Annotated in this window: 10 protein-coding genes, 27 tRNA genes and 2 rRNA genes; 38 read left to right on the forward strand and 1 reads right to left on the reverse strand. The window is 38.4% G+C overall.

All coding sequences use genetic code 11. From position 1 onward, the window contains the following. Positions 1 to 50 precede the first annotated feature (50 nt). From V6C74_RS04780 to fumC, 38 genes are all read left to right on the forward strand, one after another. Positions 51 to 2,972, forward strand: a 23S ribosomal RNA gene (locus V6C74_RS04780). A 69-nt stretch (positions 2,973 to 3,041) separates the two neighbouring features. Further along, a 5S ribosomal RNA gene (rrf, locus tag V6C74_RS04785) occupies positions 3,042 to 3,156 on the forward strand. 11 nt (positions 3,157 to 3,167) lie between these two features. Then, positions 3,168 to 3,243: transfer RNA gene (locus V6C74_RS04790), tRNA-Val, on the forward strand. An 18-nt stretch (positions 3,244 to 3,261) separates the two neighbouring features. Continuing rightward, positions 3,262 to 3,337: transfer RNA gene (locus tag V6C74_RS04795), tRNA-Thr, on the forward strand. A 6-nt stretch (positions 3,338 to 3,343) separates the two neighbouring features. After that, positions 3,344 to 3,419: transfer RNA gene (locus V6C74_RS04800), tRNA-Lys, on the forward strand. Positions 3,420 to 3,427: 8 nt separating this feature from the next. Next, positions 3,428 to 3,510, forward strand: a tRNA-Leu gene (locus V6C74_RS04805). 3 nt (positions 3,511 to 3,513) lie between these two features. Beyond that, positions 3,514 to 3,588: transfer RNA gene (locus V6C74_RS04810), tRNA-Gly, on the forward strand. A gap of 10 nt (positions 3,589 to 3,598) precedes the next feature. Next, positions 3,599 to 3,687 (forward strand) — tRNA-Leu (locus tag V6C74_RS04815). Positions 3,688 to 3,702: 15 nt separating this feature from the next. Then, positions 3,703 to 3,776, forward strand: a tRNA-Arg gene (locus V6C74_RS04820). Positions 3,777 to 3,785: 9 nt separating this feature from the next. Beyond that, a tRNA-Pro gene (locus tag V6C74_RS04825) sits at positions 3,786 to 3,859 on the forward strand. A 17-nt stretch (positions 3,860 to 3,876) separates the two neighbouring features. After that, positions 3,877 to 3,952, forward strand: a tRNA-Ala gene (locus V6C74_RS04830). Between the two features lie 24 nt (positions 3,953 to 3,976). Next, positions 3,977 to 4,050: transfer RNA gene (locus V6C74_RS04835), tRNA-Met, on the forward strand. Between the two features lie 28 nt (positions 4,051 to 4,078). Further along, positions 4,079 to 4,152 (forward strand) — tRNA-Ile (locus tag V6C74_RS04840). A 9-nt stretch (positions 4,153 to 4,161) separates the two neighbouring features. Further along, a tRNA-Ser gene (locus V6C74_RS04845) sits at positions 4,162 to 4,251 on the forward strand. A 10-nt stretch (positions 4,252 to 4,261) separates the two neighbouring features. Then, positions 4,262 to 4,337: transfer RNA gene (locus tag V6C74_RS04850), tRNA-Asp, on the forward strand. 38 nt (positions 4,338 to 4,375) lie between these two features. Continuing rightward, a tRNA-Ser gene (locus tag V6C74_RS04855) sits at positions 4,376 to 4,468 on the forward strand. Positions 4,469 to 4,478: 10 nt separating this feature from the next. Further along, a tRNA-Met gene (locus tag V6C74_RS04860) sits at positions 4,479 to 4,552 on the forward strand. 13 nt (positions 4,553 to 4,565) lie between these two features. Continuing rightward, positions 4,566 to 4,641 (forward strand) — tRNA-Asp (locus tag V6C74_RS04865). An 18-nt stretch (positions 4,642 to 4,659) separates the two neighbouring features. Further along, positions 4,660 to 4,732 (forward strand) — tRNA-Phe (locus V6C74_RS04870). An 8-nt stretch (positions 4,733 to 4,740) separates the two neighbouring features. Continuing rightward, positions 4,741 to 4,816: transfer RNA gene (locus tag V6C74_RS04875), tRNA-Thr, on the forward strand. A gap of 6 nt (positions 4,817 to 4,822) precedes the next feature. Beyond that, positions 4,823 to 4,906, forward strand: a tRNA-Tyr gene (locus tag V6C74_RS04880). Between the two features lie 7 nt (positions 4,907 to 4,913). After that, a tRNA-Trp gene (locus tag V6C74_RS04885) sits at positions 4,914 to 4,987 on the forward strand. A 2-nt stretch (positions 4,988 to 4,989) separates the two neighbouring features. Next, positions 4,990 to 5,062, forward strand: a tRNA-His gene (locus tag V6C74_RS04890). 11 nt (positions 5,063 to 5,073) lie between these two features. After that, positions 5,074 to 5,145: transfer RNA gene (locus V6C74_RS04895), tRNA-Gln, on the forward strand. Between the two features lie 5 nt (positions 5,146 to 5,150). After that, positions 5,151 to 5,224: transfer RNA gene (locus tag V6C74_RS04900), tRNA-Cys, on the forward strand. 7 nt (positions 5,225 to 5,231) lie between these two features. Further along, positions 5,232 to 5,306 (forward strand) — tRNA-Gly (locus tag V6C74_RS04905). A gap of 13 nt (positions 5,307 to 5,319) precedes the next feature. Beyond that, positions 5,320 to 5,394: transfer RNA gene (locus tag V6C74_RS04910), tRNA-Gly, on the forward strand. 16 nt (positions 5,395 to 5,410) lie between these two features. Continuing rightward, positions 5,411 to 5,485: transfer RNA gene (locus V6C74_RS04915), tRNA-Gly, on the forward strand. 40 nt (positions 5,486 to 5,525) lie between these two features. Beyond that, positions 5,526 to 5,608: transfer RNA gene (locus V6C74_RS04920), tRNA-Leu, on the forward strand. Positions 5,609 to 5,854: 246 nt separating this feature from the next. Then, positions 5,855 to 6,913 (forward strand): PTS transporter subunit IIC, encoded by a 1,059-nt coding sequence (locus tag V6C74_RS04925; RefSeq protein ID WP_002453585.1) that lies wholly within the window; start codon positions 5,855 to 5,857, stop codon positions 6,911 to 6,913. 143 nt (positions 6,914 to 7,056) lie between these two features. Then, on the forward strand, positions 7,057 to 8,514 hold the full coding sequence (locus V6C74_RS04930) for an ABC transporter substrate-binding protein/permease (RefSeq protein ID WP_002453584.1): 1,458 nt from the start codon (positions 7,057 to 7,059) through the stop codon (positions 8,512 to 8,514). Further along, positions 8,507 to 9,232 carry an amino acid ABC transporter ATP-binding protein gene (locus tag V6C74_RS04935; protein ID WP_002453583.1) on the forward strand — a complete coding sequence of 242 codons (726 nt, stop codon included), beginning with the start codon at positions 8,507 to 8,509 and terminating at the stop codon, positions 9,230 to 9,232. The genes V6C74_RS04930 and V6C74_RS04935 overlap by 8 nt, the downstream gene beginning before the upstream one ends. A gap of 119 nt (positions 9,233 to 9,351) precedes the next feature. Beyond that, a complete protein-coding gene (queG, locus tag V6C74_RS04940) occupies positions 9,352 to 10,515 on the forward strand; it encodes a tRNA epoxyqueuosine(34) reductase QueG (protein WP_100209048.1) in 1,164 nt (387 codons plus the stop codon). Positions 10,516 to 10,517: 2 nt separating this feature from the next. Continuing rightward, on the forward strand, positions 10,518 to 10,988 hold the full coding sequence (gene trmL, locus V6C74_RS04945) for a tRNA (uridine(34)/cytosine(34)/5-carboxymethylaminomethyluridine(34)-2'-O)-methyltransferase TrmL (protein WP_002453581.1): 471 nt from the start codon (positions 10,518 to 10,520) through the stop codon (positions 10,986 to 10,988). A gap of 180 nt (positions 10,989 to 11,168) precedes the next feature. Further along, positions 11,169 to 11,768, forward strand: coding sequence for a 6-phosphogluconolactonase (locus V6C74_RS04950; RefSeq protein WP_002453580.1), 600 nt, complete (start codon positions 11,169 to 11,171; stop codon positions 11,766 to 11,768). A gap of 27 nt (positions 11,769 to 11,795) precedes the next feature. Next, the gene (locus V6C74_RS04955; protein ID WP_002434789.1) at positions 11,796 to 11,975 is read left to right on the forward strand and encodes an SAS053 family protein; all 180 of its coding nucleotides are present in this window, start codon (positions 11,796 to 11,798) and stop codon (positions 11,973 to 11,975) included. 164 nt (positions 11,976 to 12,139) lie between these two features. After that, positions 12,140 to 12,538 carry a hypothetical protein gene (locus V6C74_RS04960; protein WP_002453579.1) on the forward strand — a complete coding sequence of 133 codons (399 nt, stop codon included), beginning with the start codon at positions 12,140 to 12,142 and terminating at the stop codon, positions 12,536 to 12,538. 152 nt (positions 12,539 to 12,690) lie between these two features. Continuing rightward, positions 12,691 to 14,076, forward strand: a complete 1,386-nt coding sequence (fumC, locus tag V6C74_RS04965) for a class II fumarate hydratase (protein WP_002453578.1) — start codon at positions 12,691 to 12,693, stop codon at positions 14,074 to 14,076. A gap of 97 nt (positions 14,077 to 14,173) precedes the next feature. On the opposite strand, the gene V6C74_RS04970 is transcribed toward fumC, so the two are convergent. After that, complete coding sequence (locus V6C74_RS04970) at positions 14,174 to 15,004, reverse strand: RluA family pseudouridine synthase (protein WP_002453577.1); 831 nt, start codon at positions 15,002 to 15,004, stop codon at positions 14,174 to 14,176. Positions 15,005 to 15,130: the final 126 nt, after the last annotated feature.

Genomic DNA, 15,130 nt, shown 5'->3' on the forward strand with positions numbered 1-15,130 from the left:
TTCGAAAGAACACTCACAAGATTAATAACGCGTTTCCTGGTGGAAACATAGATTAAGTTATTAAGGGCGCACGGTGGATGCCTTGGCACTAGAAGCCGAAGAAGGACGTTACTAACGACGATATGCTTTGGGTAGCTGTAAGTAAGCGTTGATCCAGAGATTTCCGAATGGGGGAACCCAACATGAGTTATGTCATGTTATCGACATGTGAATTCATAGCATGTCAGAAGGCAGACCCGGAGAACTGAAACATCTTAGTACCCGGAGGAAGAGAAAGAAAAATCGATTCCCTGAGTAGCGGCGAGCGAAACGGGAAGAGCCCAAACCAACAAGCTTGCTTGTTGGGGTTGTAGGACACTCTATACGGAGTTACAAAAGAACATGTTAGACGAATCATCTGGAAAGATGAATCAAAGAAGGTAATAATCCTGTAGTCGAAAACATATTCTCTCTTGAGTGGATCCTGAGTACGACGGAGCACGTGAAATTCCGTCGGAATCTAGGAGGACCATCTCCTAAGGCTAAATACTCTCTAGTGACCGATAGTGAACCAGTACCGTGAGGGAAAGGTGAAAAGTACCCCGGAAGGGGAGTGAAAGAGAACTTGAAACCGTGTGCTTACAAGTAGTCAGAGCCCGTTTATGGGTGATGGCGTGCCTTTTGTAGAATGAACCGGCGAGTTACGATCTGATGCAAGGTTAAGCAGCGAATGTGGAGCCGTAGCGAAAGCGAGTCTGAATAGGGCGTTGAGTATTTGGTCGTAGACCCGAAACCAGGTGATCTACCCTTGGTCAGGTTGAAGTTCAGGTAACACTGAATGGAGGACCGAACCGACTTACGTTGAAAAGTGAGCGGATGAACTGAGGGTAGCGGAGAAATTCCAATCGAACTTGGAGATAGCTGGTTCTCTCCGAAATAGCTTTAGGGCTAGCCTCAAGTGATGATTATTGGAGGTAGAGCACTGTTTGGACGAGGGGCCCCTCTCGGGTTACCGAATTCAGACAAACTCCGAATGCCAATCAATTTAACTTGGGAGTCAGAACATGGGTGATAAGGTCCGTGTTCGAAAGGGAAACAGCCCAGACCACCAGCTAAGGTCCCAAAATATATGTTAAGTGGAAAAGGATGTGGCGTTGCCCAGACAACTAGGATGTTGGCTTAGAAGCAGCCATCATTTAAAGAGTGCGTAATAGCTCACTAGTCGAGTGACACTGCGCCGAAAATGTACCGGGGCTAAACATATTACCGAAGCTGTGGATTGTCCTTCGGACAATGGTAGGAGAGCGTTCTAAGGGCGTTGAAGCATGATCGCAAGGACATGTGGAGCGCTTAGAAGTGAGAATGCCGGTGTGAGTAGCGAAAGACGGGTGAGAATCCCGTCCACCGATTGACTAAGGTTTCCAGAGGAAGGCTCGTCCGCTCTGGGTTAGTCGGGTCCTAAGCTGAGGCCGACAGGCGTAGGCGATGGATAACAGGTTGATATTCCTGTACCACCTAGTATCGTTTTAATCGATGGGGGGACGCAGTAGGATAGGCGAAGCGTGCTGTTGGAGTGCACGTCCAAGCAGTAAGGCTGAGTGTTAGGCAAATCCGGCACTCGTTAGGCTGAGCTGTGATGGGGAGAGGAAATTGTTTCCTCGAGTCGTTGATTTCACACTGCCGAGAAAAGCCTCTAGATAGATAACAGGTGCCCGTACCGCAAACCGACACAGGTAGTCAAGATGAGAATTCTAAGGTGAGCGAGCGAACTCTCGTTAAGGAACTCGGCAAAATGACCCCGTAACTTCGGGAGAAGGGGTGCTCTTTAGGGTTCACGCCCAGAAGAGCCGCAGTGAATAGGCCCAAGCGACTGTTTATCAAAAACACAGGTCTCTGCTAAACCGTAAGGTGATGTATAGGGGCTGACGCCTGCCCGGTGCTGGAAGGTTAAGAGGAGTGGTTAGCTTCTGCGAAGCCACGAATCGAAGCCCCAGTAAACGGCGGCCGTAACTATAACGGTCCTAAGGTAGCGAAATTCCTTGTCGGGTAAGTTCCGACCCGCACGAAAGGCGTAACGATTTGGGCACTGTCTCAACGAGAGACTCGGTGAAATCATAGTACCTGTGAAGATGCAGGTTACCCGCGACAGGACGGAAAGACCCCGTGGAGCTTTACTGTAGCCTGATATTGAAATTCGGCACAGCTTGTACAGGATAGGTAGGAGCCATTGAAACGTGAGCGCTAGCTTACGTGGAGGCGTTGGTGGGATACTACCCTAGCTGTGTTGGCTTTCTAACCCGCACCACTTATCGTGGTGGGAGACAGTGTCAGGCGGGCAGTTTGACTGGGGCGGTCGCCTCCTAAAAGGTAACGGAGGCGCTCAAAGGTTCCCTCAGAATGGTTGGAAATCATTCACAGAGTGTAAAGGCATAAGGGAGCTTGACTGCGAGACTTACAAGTCGAGCAGGGTCGAAAGACGGACTTAGTGATCCGGTGGTTCCGCATGGAAGGGCCATCGCTCAACGGATAAAAGCTACCCCGGGGATAACAGGCTTATCTCCCCCAAGAGTTCACATCGACGGGGAGGTTTGGCACCTCGATGTCGGCTCATCGCATCCTGGGGCTGTAGTCGGTCCCAAGGGTTGGGCTGTTCGCCCATTAAAGCGGTACGCGAGCTGGGTTCAGAACGTCGTGAGACAGTTCGGTCCCTATCCGTCGTGGGCGTAGGAAATTTGAGAGGAGCTGTCCTTAGTACGAGAGGACCGGGATGGACATACCTCTGGTGTACCAGTTGTCGTGCCAACGGCATAGCTGGGTAGCTATGTATGGACGGGATAAGTGCTGAAAGCATCTAAGCATGAAGCCCCCCTCAAGATGAGATTTCCCAACTTCGGTTATAAGATCCCTCGAAGATGACGAGGTTAATAGGTTCGAGGTGGAAGCGTGGTGACACGTGGAGCTGACGAATACTAATCGATCGAAGACTTAATCAATATTAAAATGTTTTGCGACGCAAAATCATTACTTACTATCTAGTTTTGAATGTATAACACATTCATTTGTCTGGTGACAATGGCAAGGAGGTCACACCTGTTCCCATGCCGAACACAGAAGTTAAGCTCCTTAGCGCCGATGGTAGTCGGGCTTACGTCCCGCTAGAGTAGGACGTTGCCAGGCAATATATACTTGGAGAATTAGCTCAGCTGGGAGAGCATCTGCCTTACAAGCAGAGGGTCGGCGGTTCGAACCCGTCATTCTCCACCATTTATAACAATTAAATTTGCCGGCCTAGCTCAATTGGTAGAGCAACTGACTTGTAATCAGTAGGTTGGGGGTTCAAGTCCTCTGGCCGGCACCATCTATAGAGCCATTAGCTCAGTTGGTAGAGCATCTGACTTTTAATCAGAGGGTCAGAGGTTCGAATCCTCTATGGCTCACCATTAGATACGCGGGTGTGGCGGAATTGGCAGACGCACTAGACTTAGGATCTAGCGCCTTCACGGCGTGGGGGTTCGACTCCCTTCACCCGCATATGCGGAAGTAGTTCAGTGGTAGAACACCACCTTGCCAAGGTGGGGGTCGCGGGTTCGAATCCCGTCTTCCGCTCCATTATAACTGTGCCGGGGTGGCGGAACTGGCAGACGCACAGGACTTAAAATCCTGCGGTGAGAGATCACCGTACCGGTTCGATTCCGGTCCTCGGCACCATCTTTTATATTGTATGCGCCCGTAGCTCAACTGGATAGAGCGTTTGACTACGGATCAAAAGGTTATGGGTTCGACTCCTATCGGGCGCGCTTATTCTACGGGAAGTAGCTCAGCTTGGTAGAGCACTTGGTTTGGGACCAAGGGGTCGTAGGTTCGAATCCTGTCTTCCCGATAGTACATATTAATTTTGGGGGCTTAGCTCAGCTGGGAGAGCGCCTGCTTTGCACGCAGGAGGTCAGCGGTTCGATCCCGCTAGTCTCCACCATTATTAATTTACAAACTACATAACGGCGGTGTAGCTCAGCTGGCTAGAGCGTACGGTTCATACCCGTGAGGTCGGGGGTTCGATCCCCTCCACCGCCACTACTTATTAGTTGTAGAATTATATTTAGGACCTTTAGCTCAGTTGGTTAGAGCTAACGGCTCATAACCGTTCGGTCGCAGGTTCGAGTCCTGCAAGGTCCATATAATTTTGGAGGAATACCCAAGTCCGGCTGAAGGGATCGGTCTTGAAAACCGACAGGGGCTTAACGGCTCGCGGGGGTTCGAATCCCTCTTCCTCCGTTTTATAAATGGTCCCGTAGTGTAGCGGTTAACACGCCTGCCTGTCACGCAGGAGATCGCGGGTTCGATTCCCGTCGGGACCGCCATTTTTAATTAATTTAATAGCGATTTACCTATAAATAATGGAGGAATACCCAAGTCCGGCTGAAGGGATCGGTCTTGAAAACCGACAGGGCCTTAACGGGCCGCGGGGGTTCGAATCCCTCTTCCTCCGCCATTATTATTATCGCGGGATGGAGCAGTTCGGTAGCTCGTCGGGCTCATAACCCGAAGGTCGGTGGTTCAAATCCGCCTCCCGCAATATTTTCTTTATAGGTCTCGTAGTGTAGCGGTTAACACGCCTGCCTGTCACGCAGGAGATCGCGGGTTCGATTCCCGTCGAGACCGCCATTACGATATATTTATTATGGTTCAGTAGCTCAGTTGGTAGAGCAATGGATTGAAGCTCCATGTGTCGGCAGTTCGACTCTGTCCTGAACCATTTAGCAAGCCGGCCTAGCTCAATTGGTAGAGCAACTGACTTGTAATCAGTAGGTTGGGGGTTCAAGTCCTCTGGCCGGCACCATCTCTTGGAGGGGTAGCGAAGTGGCTAAACGCGGCGGACTGTAAATCCGCTCCTTCGGGTTCGGCAGTTCGAATCTGCCCCCCTCCACCATCTAAATAGGGGCATAGTTCAACGGTAGAATAGAGGTCTCCAAAACCTTTGATGTGGGTTCGATTCCTACTGCCCCTGCCATGGCGGTTGTGGCGAAGTGGTTAACGCATCGGATTGTGGTTCCGACATTCGAGGGTTCGATTCCCTTCAACCGCCCTTATTATTAATGGGCTATAGCCAAGCGGTAAGGCAACGGACTTTGACTCCGTCACGCGCTGGTTCGAATCCAGCTAGCCCAGTTATTGGCGGCATAGCCAAGTGGTAAGGCAGAGGTCTGCAAAACCTTTATCACCGGTTCAAATCCGGTTGCCGCCTCCAGGATTAAGCGGGAGTAGTTCAACTCTTAGAACACATTCCTTCCCGGAATGAGATATAGGTGCAAGTCCTATCTTCCGCTCCATTAATTTTTCTATGCGGGAGTAGTTCAACTCTTAGAACACATTCCTTCCCGGAATGAGATATAGGTGCAAATCCTATCTTCCGCTCCATATAATTTAATATTAAGCGGGAGTAGTTCAACTTTTAGAACACGTTCCTTCCCGGAACTAGGTATAGGTGTAAGTCCTATCTTCCGCTCCATAATATGCTTCCAGAGGGAAGTTTTTTATTTATCTATTGAGCCGGTGTGGCGGAATTGGCAGACGCGCGGGACTCAAAATCCCGTTCCTTTTTGGAGTGTCGGTTCGATCCCGACCACCGGTATAATTTTATATTCTTTTAGGAACTTTTAGAGTGAGAATGTTGTTAAATCAACGTTTTCACTCTTTTTTTAATACTATAATAAATACGAATATGATTATCAGAACTTAATGTGTTAAAGAAGATATTAACCTGAAAAATAAAAAAATTCTAAAACACCCTTAAATTTTTACTTTTTCTAAATTTAGTTATTGTTAATCATACTTATCTATAATAGTATTAATCTAATGCAATTGTTGGAGGTACATCATGAGTCAATCTCAATTTAGTGGAAAATCATTTTTTAATAATATATTAAATGCTGTAGGGGCGGGGGTAGTTGTTGCTCTATTACCTAATGCGTTATTAGGTGAATTACTCAAGTTATTTAAAGAAGGAAATCACTTATTAGAAACTATATTCCAATTAGTAACTGTTATTCAATCATTTATGGCTTTTATAATAGGTGTGTTAGCGGCGCATCAATTTAAATTTAAAGGTGCAGGAGCTGCAATGATAGGTACTTCTGCTATATTAGGTTCTGGAGCTATACAGTTTAGTAATGGTGGCATAGTTTTAAAAGGGATAGGAGATATTATTAATGTCATTATTGTGGTCGTTATCGCTTGTGCCATTTATATGTTTCTTGAGGGTAAACTTGGTTCATTTGAAATGATTATACTACCGGTATTAGTACCCGTAGTTAGTGGAGCGATAGGATTAATGACACTCCCATATGTTCAAATCATTACTAAATCTATTGGTAGACTCATTAATGGCTTTACAGAATTAAACCCATTATTAATGTCTATCCTTATATGTGTGACATTTTCTTTATTGATGGTTACACCTATTTCTCTCGTAGCGATAGCTACTGCTATAAGTTTAACTGGTTTAGGTAGTGGTGCTGCAAATATGGGTATTGTAGCAGCATGTGTAACGTTTTTATTTGGATCACTAAGAGTCAATTCAATCGGTGTCAATTTGGTCCTATTAATTGGTGCAGCTAAAATGATGATACCTGTCTATTTGAAGAACTTAATTATTGCTATTCCCTTAACACTAAATGGGATTATTTGTGGTATAGTAGCGTATCTTTTAAATATTAAGGGGACACCATTGTCAGCTGGTTTTGGTTATACAGGTCTAGTTGGACCGATTAATGCACTTAATCGAATGTCTGGTGATACGTCTTTCAATATTATTTTATTGATAATTGGTTATTTTGTTGTTCCATTTATTGGTGCGTTTATTATACATCATTTATGCAAAAGATTTATTCATTCATATAGCGATGAAATCTATAAATTCGAAATACCAAAAGAATAAATTATTATATGAATGAGAGCGATGTTTCATGGTAGTATCTATTGAAACATTGCTTATTTTTTTATCTTTCTTCAAAATTAAATTGCATTATTATAAGTAATTATGTATAATAATGTATATTTATTTAGGAGGGCTCATAAAGTATGTACAAAATTATTAAAATTCTTATAGTCATTACACTACTTTTAGGCTCTGCAATTACATATATAAATCCGATTGTTAGTGCTGAAGAAGATTCTAATTGGAACAAGATTAAACAACGTGGTGAACTTCGTGTTGGATTATCTGCTGATTATGCACCTTTAGAATTTGAAAAAATAAAAAATGGTAAAACTGATTATGCAGGTGTCGATATTGAGCTAGCGAAGAAAATAGCCAAAGATAATCATTTGAAGTTAAAAATTATTAATATGCAATTCGATAGTTTATTAGGGGCATTAAAAACTGGAAAAATTGATGTCATTATATCTGGTATGACTACAACACCGGAAAGAAAAAAGGAAGTAGATTTTACCGAGCCGTACATGATGACAAATAATGTAATGTTAGTTAAAAAATCAGATAAAAATAAATATAAAGATTTGAAAGATTTCACAGGTAAGAAAATTGCTGCTCAAAAAGGAACTGATCAAGAGAAAATAGCCCATAATGAAATAAAAGATAGTCAAGTATCCTCTCTAAATCGATTACCTGAGTCAATTTTAGCTCTTAAAAGTGGTAAAGTTGTAGGAACAATTGTTGAAAAACCAGTAGGAGAAGCGTATTTAAAACAAAATCCTGAATTAGAATTCGCTGATGTAAAATTTAATGAAGAAAAGAAACCTACATGTATAGCAGTTCCCAAAAATTCGCCAATTTTACTAAAGCATTTAAATCAAACTATTGATGAAGTAAACAACAAAAACCTTATTGATAAGTATATGAATCAAGCAGCTCAGGATATGCAAGATGATGGGAATTTCTTCACAAAATATGGAAGTTTCTTTATTAAAGGAATTAAAAACACTATTTTAATCTCATTAGTAGGCGTTATTTTAGGTTCTATACTAGGTGCTTTTATCGCATTATTGAAAATAAATAAATTTAAACCATTATCTTGGTTAGCAAGTATTTATATTGAATTCTTAAGAGGAACACCAATGTTAGTACAAGTATTTATTGTATTCTTTGGTACCACAGCAGCACTTGGCTTAGATGTTTCCGCACTTATATGTGGAACAATAGCACTTATCATAAATTCATCAGCTTACATAGCAGAAATTATTAGAGCAGGTATCAATGCTGTGGACAAAGGTCAGATGGAGGCAGCAAGAAGTTTAGGTTTAAACTACATTCAAACTATGAAGTCGGTCATTATGCCTCAAGCGATTAAAAATATTTTACCAGCTTTAGGAAATGAATTTGTTACGCTTATTAAAGAATCATCGATTGTTTCAACTATTGGTGTAGGCGAAATTATGTTTAATGCTCAAGTTGTTCAAGGTATTTCATTCGATCCTTTTACACCTTTAATCGTTGCTGCAGTTCTATACTTTATTTTAACGTTTGCATTATCACGCATCATGAGTTTAGTTGAAGGGAGAATGAAAGCTAGTGATTAAAATTAAAAATTTGAACAAAAAGTTTGGAAATCATGAAGTTCTTAAAGATATTAATCTAGAAGTTTCTCAAGGAGAAGTAGTTGCTATTATAGGTCCTTCAGGTAGTGGTAAAAGTACGTTGTTACGTTGTATGAATTTACTTGAAACACCTACGAAAGGACAAGTTATTTTTGAAGGTAATGATTTAACTCATAAAAATGTTCATTTAGATGAATTACGTCAAAAAATGGGGATGGTATTTCAAAACTTCAATCTATTTCCTCATAAAAAAGTGATAGATAATATTATGTTAGCACCTAAGATGTTGCTTAAAGGGGATAAAGAGCAGTTAAAAGATACCGCTTTAGCTTTATTAGATAAGGTAGGTTTAAAGGATAAAGCAGATGCATATCCTAATCAATTATCTGGAGGACAGAAACAAAGGGTTGCCATCGCTAGGGCATTAGCTATGAAACCAGATGTTTTATTATTTGATGAGCCTACATCTGCGTTAGACCCGGAGGTTGTAGGAGATGTATTAAAAGTAATGAGAGATTTAGCTAAAGATGGAATGACGATGGTAATTGTTACGCATGAAATGAACTTTGCTAAAGAAGTTAGTGATAAAGTGATTTTTATGGCAGATGGCGTTGTAGTGGAATCAGGTAAGCCAACAGCAATTTTTGAACATCCTCAACAAGAAAGAACTCAAAATTTCTTATCTCGTGTATTACAATAAGATGATATTTAAATTAAGATAGAACGTAGAAATCTTTCACTATGTCATTGATTTCAGTTCTATCTTTTTTTTAGAAAAATAAAAACTCACAACGTTATCCTATTTAAACATGTGTTAAAATGACATATGTAATTTTATGTGAGGGGGCAAAGCTTGTGGATTACAAGCAGTTAAAAAGAGAGATTATCGACTATGCCCATTCGATTGGCATTGATAGTATAGGTTTCACAACTGCAGATCCATTTGATGAGCTAAAACAAAAATTGGAAAGCTATCATTCAAAAGGTTTTGCATCTGGATTTGAAGAATCAGACATCGCTCTAAGAACTGAACCTAAACTAAGTTTACCGAGTGCGCGTTCCATTATCGCAATCGCTGTAGGTTACCCAAATAAATTAAAAGGTGCACCTAAAAGTGTAAGAGGTGATCGACGCGGGATGTTTGCGCGTGCTTCTTGGGGTCAAGATTATCATACAATTATGCGTAAAAGACTTGATAAATTAAGTGAATTTCTACGAGTAAAGGTACCCGATGTCGAGATACAGTCTATGGTAGACACTGGTGTACTTTCAGACAGAGCTGTAGCAGAACGCGCAGGATTAGGATTTGTTGGTAGAAATGGATTTGTTATTTCTCCAGAATTGGGGACTTGGACTTATTTAGGTGAAATGTTAGTGAGTATACCTTTCGAACCAGATGATCCTATTTTAGACAGTTGTGGAGACTGTACAATCTGCGTTGATCGATGTCCTACGGGTGCATTAGTAGGTAATGGTCAGTTGAATAGTCAAAAATGTATAAGCTTTTTAACCCAAACAAAAGGTTATCTACAAGATGAATACCGTTATAAAATAGGAAATCGTTTATATGGTTGTGACACATGTCAACAAGTGTGTCCTAAAAATAGAGGTATTAATACTCAACATGATGATATAGTACTTGAACCGGAAATCCTAAAACCACGTTTAGTTCCTTTATTGCAAAAGAATAATAAAGAGTTTAAGAACACTTATGGTCATTTGGCTGGAGCGTGGCGAGGTAAAAAACCTATACAAAGAAACGCAATTCTAGCTTTAGCGCATTTTAACGAGGAAAGTGCCATACCAGAACTAAAAGAAGTTGCACTTAATGATCCTAGACCTATGATTAGAGGTACAGCTTATTGGGCTATAGGTCAAATTCAAGGTGAAGACGCAAAGGCTTTTATTAATGAAAATTATGAAAAAGAAATAGAGGAAGTTCAAGTAGAGATGAAAAAAGGCTTGGACATGAGGAGAGACTGAATATGACAAATCATATTGTATTATTTCAACCAGAGATACCTGCTAATACTGGAAATATAGCTAGAACATGTGCTGGTACTTTCACACATTTACATCTTATTAAACCCTTAGGTTTTAGTACAGATGATAAAATGTTAAAAAGAGCTGGGTTAGACTACTGGGAGCATGTAAATATTACATATCATGAAAGCATTGAAGAATTTTTTGATAGCACTGAAGGTAATTATTACTTGTTAACTAAATTTGGCAAACAAACTTATAGCGATTTTGATTTTACTAATACAATAGAGAATCATTATTTTATTTTTGGAAGAGAAACAACTGGGCTTCCTGATTGGGTAAAAGAGAAATATGCTGATACCGCTTTAAGAATACCAATGAGCGATAAAATTAGGTCATTAAATTTATCTAATACGGCTGCACTATTGATTTATGAAGCCTTAAGACAACAAGAATTTCCAAATCTTTCATAATTAAATTTTATTTTTTAAAAATATATAAATGTCATCATTTAGTTAGAAATGTTATATTTAATCATGAAGTACTAACATTAATCTGAATTTACTTGGTTTGATAAATTGTTTAAAAGGGTATACTTGAAATTAATATCAACCATTCTATGTAAAGAGCAAACTTAGAGGAGTGTAATTAATATGGCAATGAACTTTAAAGTATTTGAAAATAGTGAAAGAGTAGCAGAATATGCTGCAGATATTATTCGTAAACAATTTAATAATAATCCAACTACAATTGCAGGTTTTCACTTAGAAAAAGATCACGCACCTGTATTAGATGAACTTAAGAAAAATGTAGATACGCATGCTGTAGATTTCAGCCAAATTAATATTTTAGATTATGATGATAATAGATCTTATTATGAAGCATTAGGTGTACCTGAAAGCCAAGTGTATTCAATTTCTTATGAACAAGATGCAATTGATTTTATTTCAGATAAAATGAAAACTAAAGAAAATAAAGGTAAATTAATCCTTCAAGTTCTTTCAATTGATGAAAGTGGCAAATTAGATGTAAGTGTACGTCAAGGTCTTATGGAAGCTAGAGAAATTTTCTTAGTTGTTACAGGTAGTAATAAACGTGAAGTTATTGAAAAACTATATCGTGAAAACGGCAAATCTAGTTATGAGCCAGCAGATCTTAAAGCACACCGCATGGTAAATGTTATTTTAGATAAAGAAGCGGCTGCAGGATTACCTGAGGATGTTAAAGAATACTTCACAGCACGTTATGTTTAATCAATAAACTATGTGAGGGATTTTATAATGAATAAAGAACATGAATCTAAATTGAATTATCATGAAGAAGAAAATGCTATGGTTACAGATTTAGATGATTTAAAAGAATTAGGAAAAGAAATGGAACAAATTTCAGAAGAAAATGATGAAGATAAATTAAACCAATCTCATGATGAAGATGTTCGTTCTGACCTTAATAATGAATAATAATTTATTTGACTCCAATAAGCTAGCTTTTATTAGTTTATTGGAGTTCTTTTTAAATTTATTAATTTTTAGTTTTAAATTTTCATCTACTATAACAAAGTTCCACCTCATTATGGAATTGTGATAAGATACTAAATAGTGAATAATTCAAGGAGATTCAAAATATGTTAGGAAAATATTGGCTGCATTTGATGATAGCAACCATCATTATTAGTTTAATTTCAATTAAAGCGTTTCCGCTTGCTTTAGGAGCTCTCTATTTACCCTTACTATTTAAAATTGTTCAGCTTCAATTAAACCTCTCAAAGGGTTTAATCGATGATGTGAGTGCTCAAACTTTTATTAAAAGTAATCAATCCGGCGTTGTAATCAGTGTAATTTGCTGTTTAGCCATTACAGGTATTCTCATATATACACTTAATAGTTTCTATAATAGCTTAACTGGATTTTTAGGATTTTTAGTTTCAATTAGTCCATTTACTATTGCGTTAAGTGTAATTTTATTTATTTTAACAGCTATAGCAATTGTACAAGCTATTAAAAGTAAATATAAAAATGCTTAATTTATATATATTCCCTCATTACTTCTAATCACATTAGAACATAATGAGGGTTTTAATATTTGAAATGAAAACGTTTCACCTCATCGTTGCCCATACAAATTAAATAGTGCTATACTACAATTAAATAAAGATGAATAAGGGGAGAGAAATGTATGTCAGTCAGAATTGAACATGATACTTTTGGAGAAATTGAAGTACCTGGAGATAAGTTTTGGGGTGCTCAAACTGAAAGAAGTAAACGTAATTTCCCAGTTGGTAAGGAACGCATGCCAATTGAAGTAGTTTATGGATTCGCTCAATTAAAAAGAGGGGCAGCGTTAGCTAACAATGAATTAGGAAAGTTAAGTGATGAGAAAAAAGATGCCATAGTATATGCATGTGATCGCATCCTTAAAGGTGAGCTAGACGAACATTTTCCATTAGTAGTTTGGCAAACAGGAAGCGGCACTCAAAGTAATATGAACGTAAATGAAGTCGTAAGCTATGTAGCTAATGAGTATCTTAAAGAACATAATAGTGATGAAACGATTCATCCTAACGATGACGTAAATAAATCACAAAGCTCTAATGATACATTCCCAACAGCAATGCACGTTGCTTTATATCATGAAGTTGAAACAAAATTAGAACCAGCACTTAAGAACCTGCGTAATACTTTAAAAGAAAAAGAAGATCAATATCAATCAATTATTAAAATTGGACGTACACATTTACAAGATGCAACCCCAATTAAATTAGGCCAAGAAATTAGTGGTTGGAGATATATGTTAGATAAATGTGAAGAACTTTTAAGTGAATCTAAGAAACATATCCTTAGTTTAGCTATCGGTGGCACAGCAGTGGGAACTGGAATAAATGCTCATCCAGAGTTTGGAGCTAAAGTAGCTAAATTTATTTCAGATAACACAGGGTATGCTTTTGTTTCATCTGATAATAAATTCCATGCTTTAACTGCACATGATGAAGTAGTTCAATTACATGGTATATTGAAAGCATTAGCAGGCGATTTAATGAAAATTGCAAACGATGTAAGATGGTTAGCTTCAGGTCCAAGAGCAGGTTTAGCAGAAATTTCTATTCCTGAAAATGAACCTGGTTCATCTATTATGCCTGGTAAAGTTAATCCAACACAATGTGAAATGTTAACTATGGTCGCAGTACAAGTTATGGGTAATGATACTGCAGTTGGTTTTGCAAGTTCACAAGGTAACTTCGAATTAAATGTATTCAAACCAGTTATTCTTCATAATACTTTACAATCAATTTATCTATTAGCTGACGGTATGCAAACATTTAATGATAATTGTGCAGTAGGTATTGAGCCGATTGAAGAAAATATCGACAATTACTTAAATCAATCATTAATGTTAGTTACAGCATTAAACCCACATATAGGTTACGAAAAAGCGGCTCAGATTGCTAAAAAGGCGCATAAAGAGGGATTAACTCTTAAAGAGTCAGCTATAAATAGCGGATATGTTACTGAAGAACAATTTGAAGAATGGATTAAACCAGAAGACATGGTTGACCCTCACTAATTAAATCTATGATAAAAGCGAGAGGCGTATTGAATAATACGTCTCTCGCTTATTTAATATTACATATTATTGAGCCTCTATCTGTACTGTAGTAGACTTATGCCTTTTTATCATCCAAGCTTACCGAAACCAACTCACGTGTTAATGGATGAATCAATTCAATTTTATGACTATTAAGTTCTAATTTACGCAATGTTGAATCACCATATAATGGATCACCAATTACAGGGTGACCGATTTCTGCTAAATGTACGCGTATTTGATGCGTACGACCTGTATCAAGTTTAATATCAAGTTGACATATACCTTCTTTAATCATCTCAGAATTTAAAATATGAGTGATTGCACGTTGTCCTGTATTTGAAATTCTACGCTTATTAGGATGGAATTTGTCTTTACCAATAGGCATATCTATTGTTTGAGGTTTGATTGGTAACAATGCTTTAACGTTAGCTTTGTAAATACGAGTAATTTCATTTTCTTCTAACATTCGATCTAAGATTTTTTTCATAATTGGATTCTTAGCAACAATAAGTAAACCTACTGTTTCTTGGTCTAAACGATGAATAGGTTCGACATATTCACTGTCAACTGTGTAAATTACATGATTCATAAGTGTATTACTCTCTTTTAAATCATTTGGATGAGTTTTAACACCTTTAGGCTTCATCACTATCGCAAAGTCATCATCTTCATAAAAAACCTGTGCGTAACGATAACTAGGTAAATAATTACTTTTTTCCTCTGGTGTAGGTATGAACACCGAATCACCGGTTCTCACTACATCAGTTAATTTAGCAGATTGATTATTGATTGTTATATCTTTTGACATATTAAGTTGATGTAAGTCTTTTTTAGGGAGTTTGAGATTTTGAAATATCTCTCTTAAAGATTTCTCATTATATTGTTCAGGTATCGTAAATTTCATAATATCCTCCTATAGTTCATTATTATCATAACACAAATTAATTACTCTCTATATCATGTTTATTTTTGAAAATGAATTTTCAAATACTTATCAATTGTGTATTTAATTACATTTTCAAAATAAAGC

It is taken from the genome of Staphylococcus capitis subsp. capitis (assembly GCF_040739495.1).
GTDB lineage: Bacteria > Bacillota > Bacilli > Staphylococcales > Staphylococcaceae > Staphylococcus > Staphylococcus capitis.

Coding starts and splice junctions, on each gene's coding strand:
- V6C74_RS04925 (WP_002453585.1), top strand. CDS start 5,855: ATGAGTCAATCTCAATTTAGTGGAAAATCATTTTTTAATAATATATTA.
- V6C74_RS04930 (WP_002453584.1), top strand. CDS start 7,057: ATGTACAAAATTATTAAAATTCTTATAGTCATTACACTACTTTTAGGC.
- queG (WP_100209048.1), top strand. CDS start 9,352: ATGACATATGTAATTTTATGTGAGGGGGCAAAGCTTGTGGATTACAAG.
- trmL (WP_002453581.1), top strand. CDS start 10,518: ATGACAAATCATATTGTATTATTTCAACCAGAGATACCTGCTAATACT.
- V6C74_RS04950 (WP_002453580.1), top strand. CDS start 11,169: ATGGCAATGAACTTTAAAGTATTTGAAAATAGTGAAAGAGTAGCAGAA.
- V6C74_RS04955 (WP_002434789.1), top strand. CDS start 11,796: ATGAATAAAGAACATGAATCTAAATTGAATTATCATGAAGAAGAAAAT.
- V6C74_RS04960 (WP_002453579.1), top strand. CDS start 12,140: ATGTTAGGAAAATATTGGCTGCATTTGATGATAGCAACCATCATTATT.
- fumC (WP_002453578.1), top strand. CDS start 12,691: ATGTCAGTCAGAATTGAACATGATACTTTTGGAGAAATTGAAGTACCT.
- V6C74_RS04970 (WP_002453577.1), bottom strand. CDS start 15,004: ATGAAATTTACGATACCTGAACAATATAATGAGAAATCTTTAAGAGAG.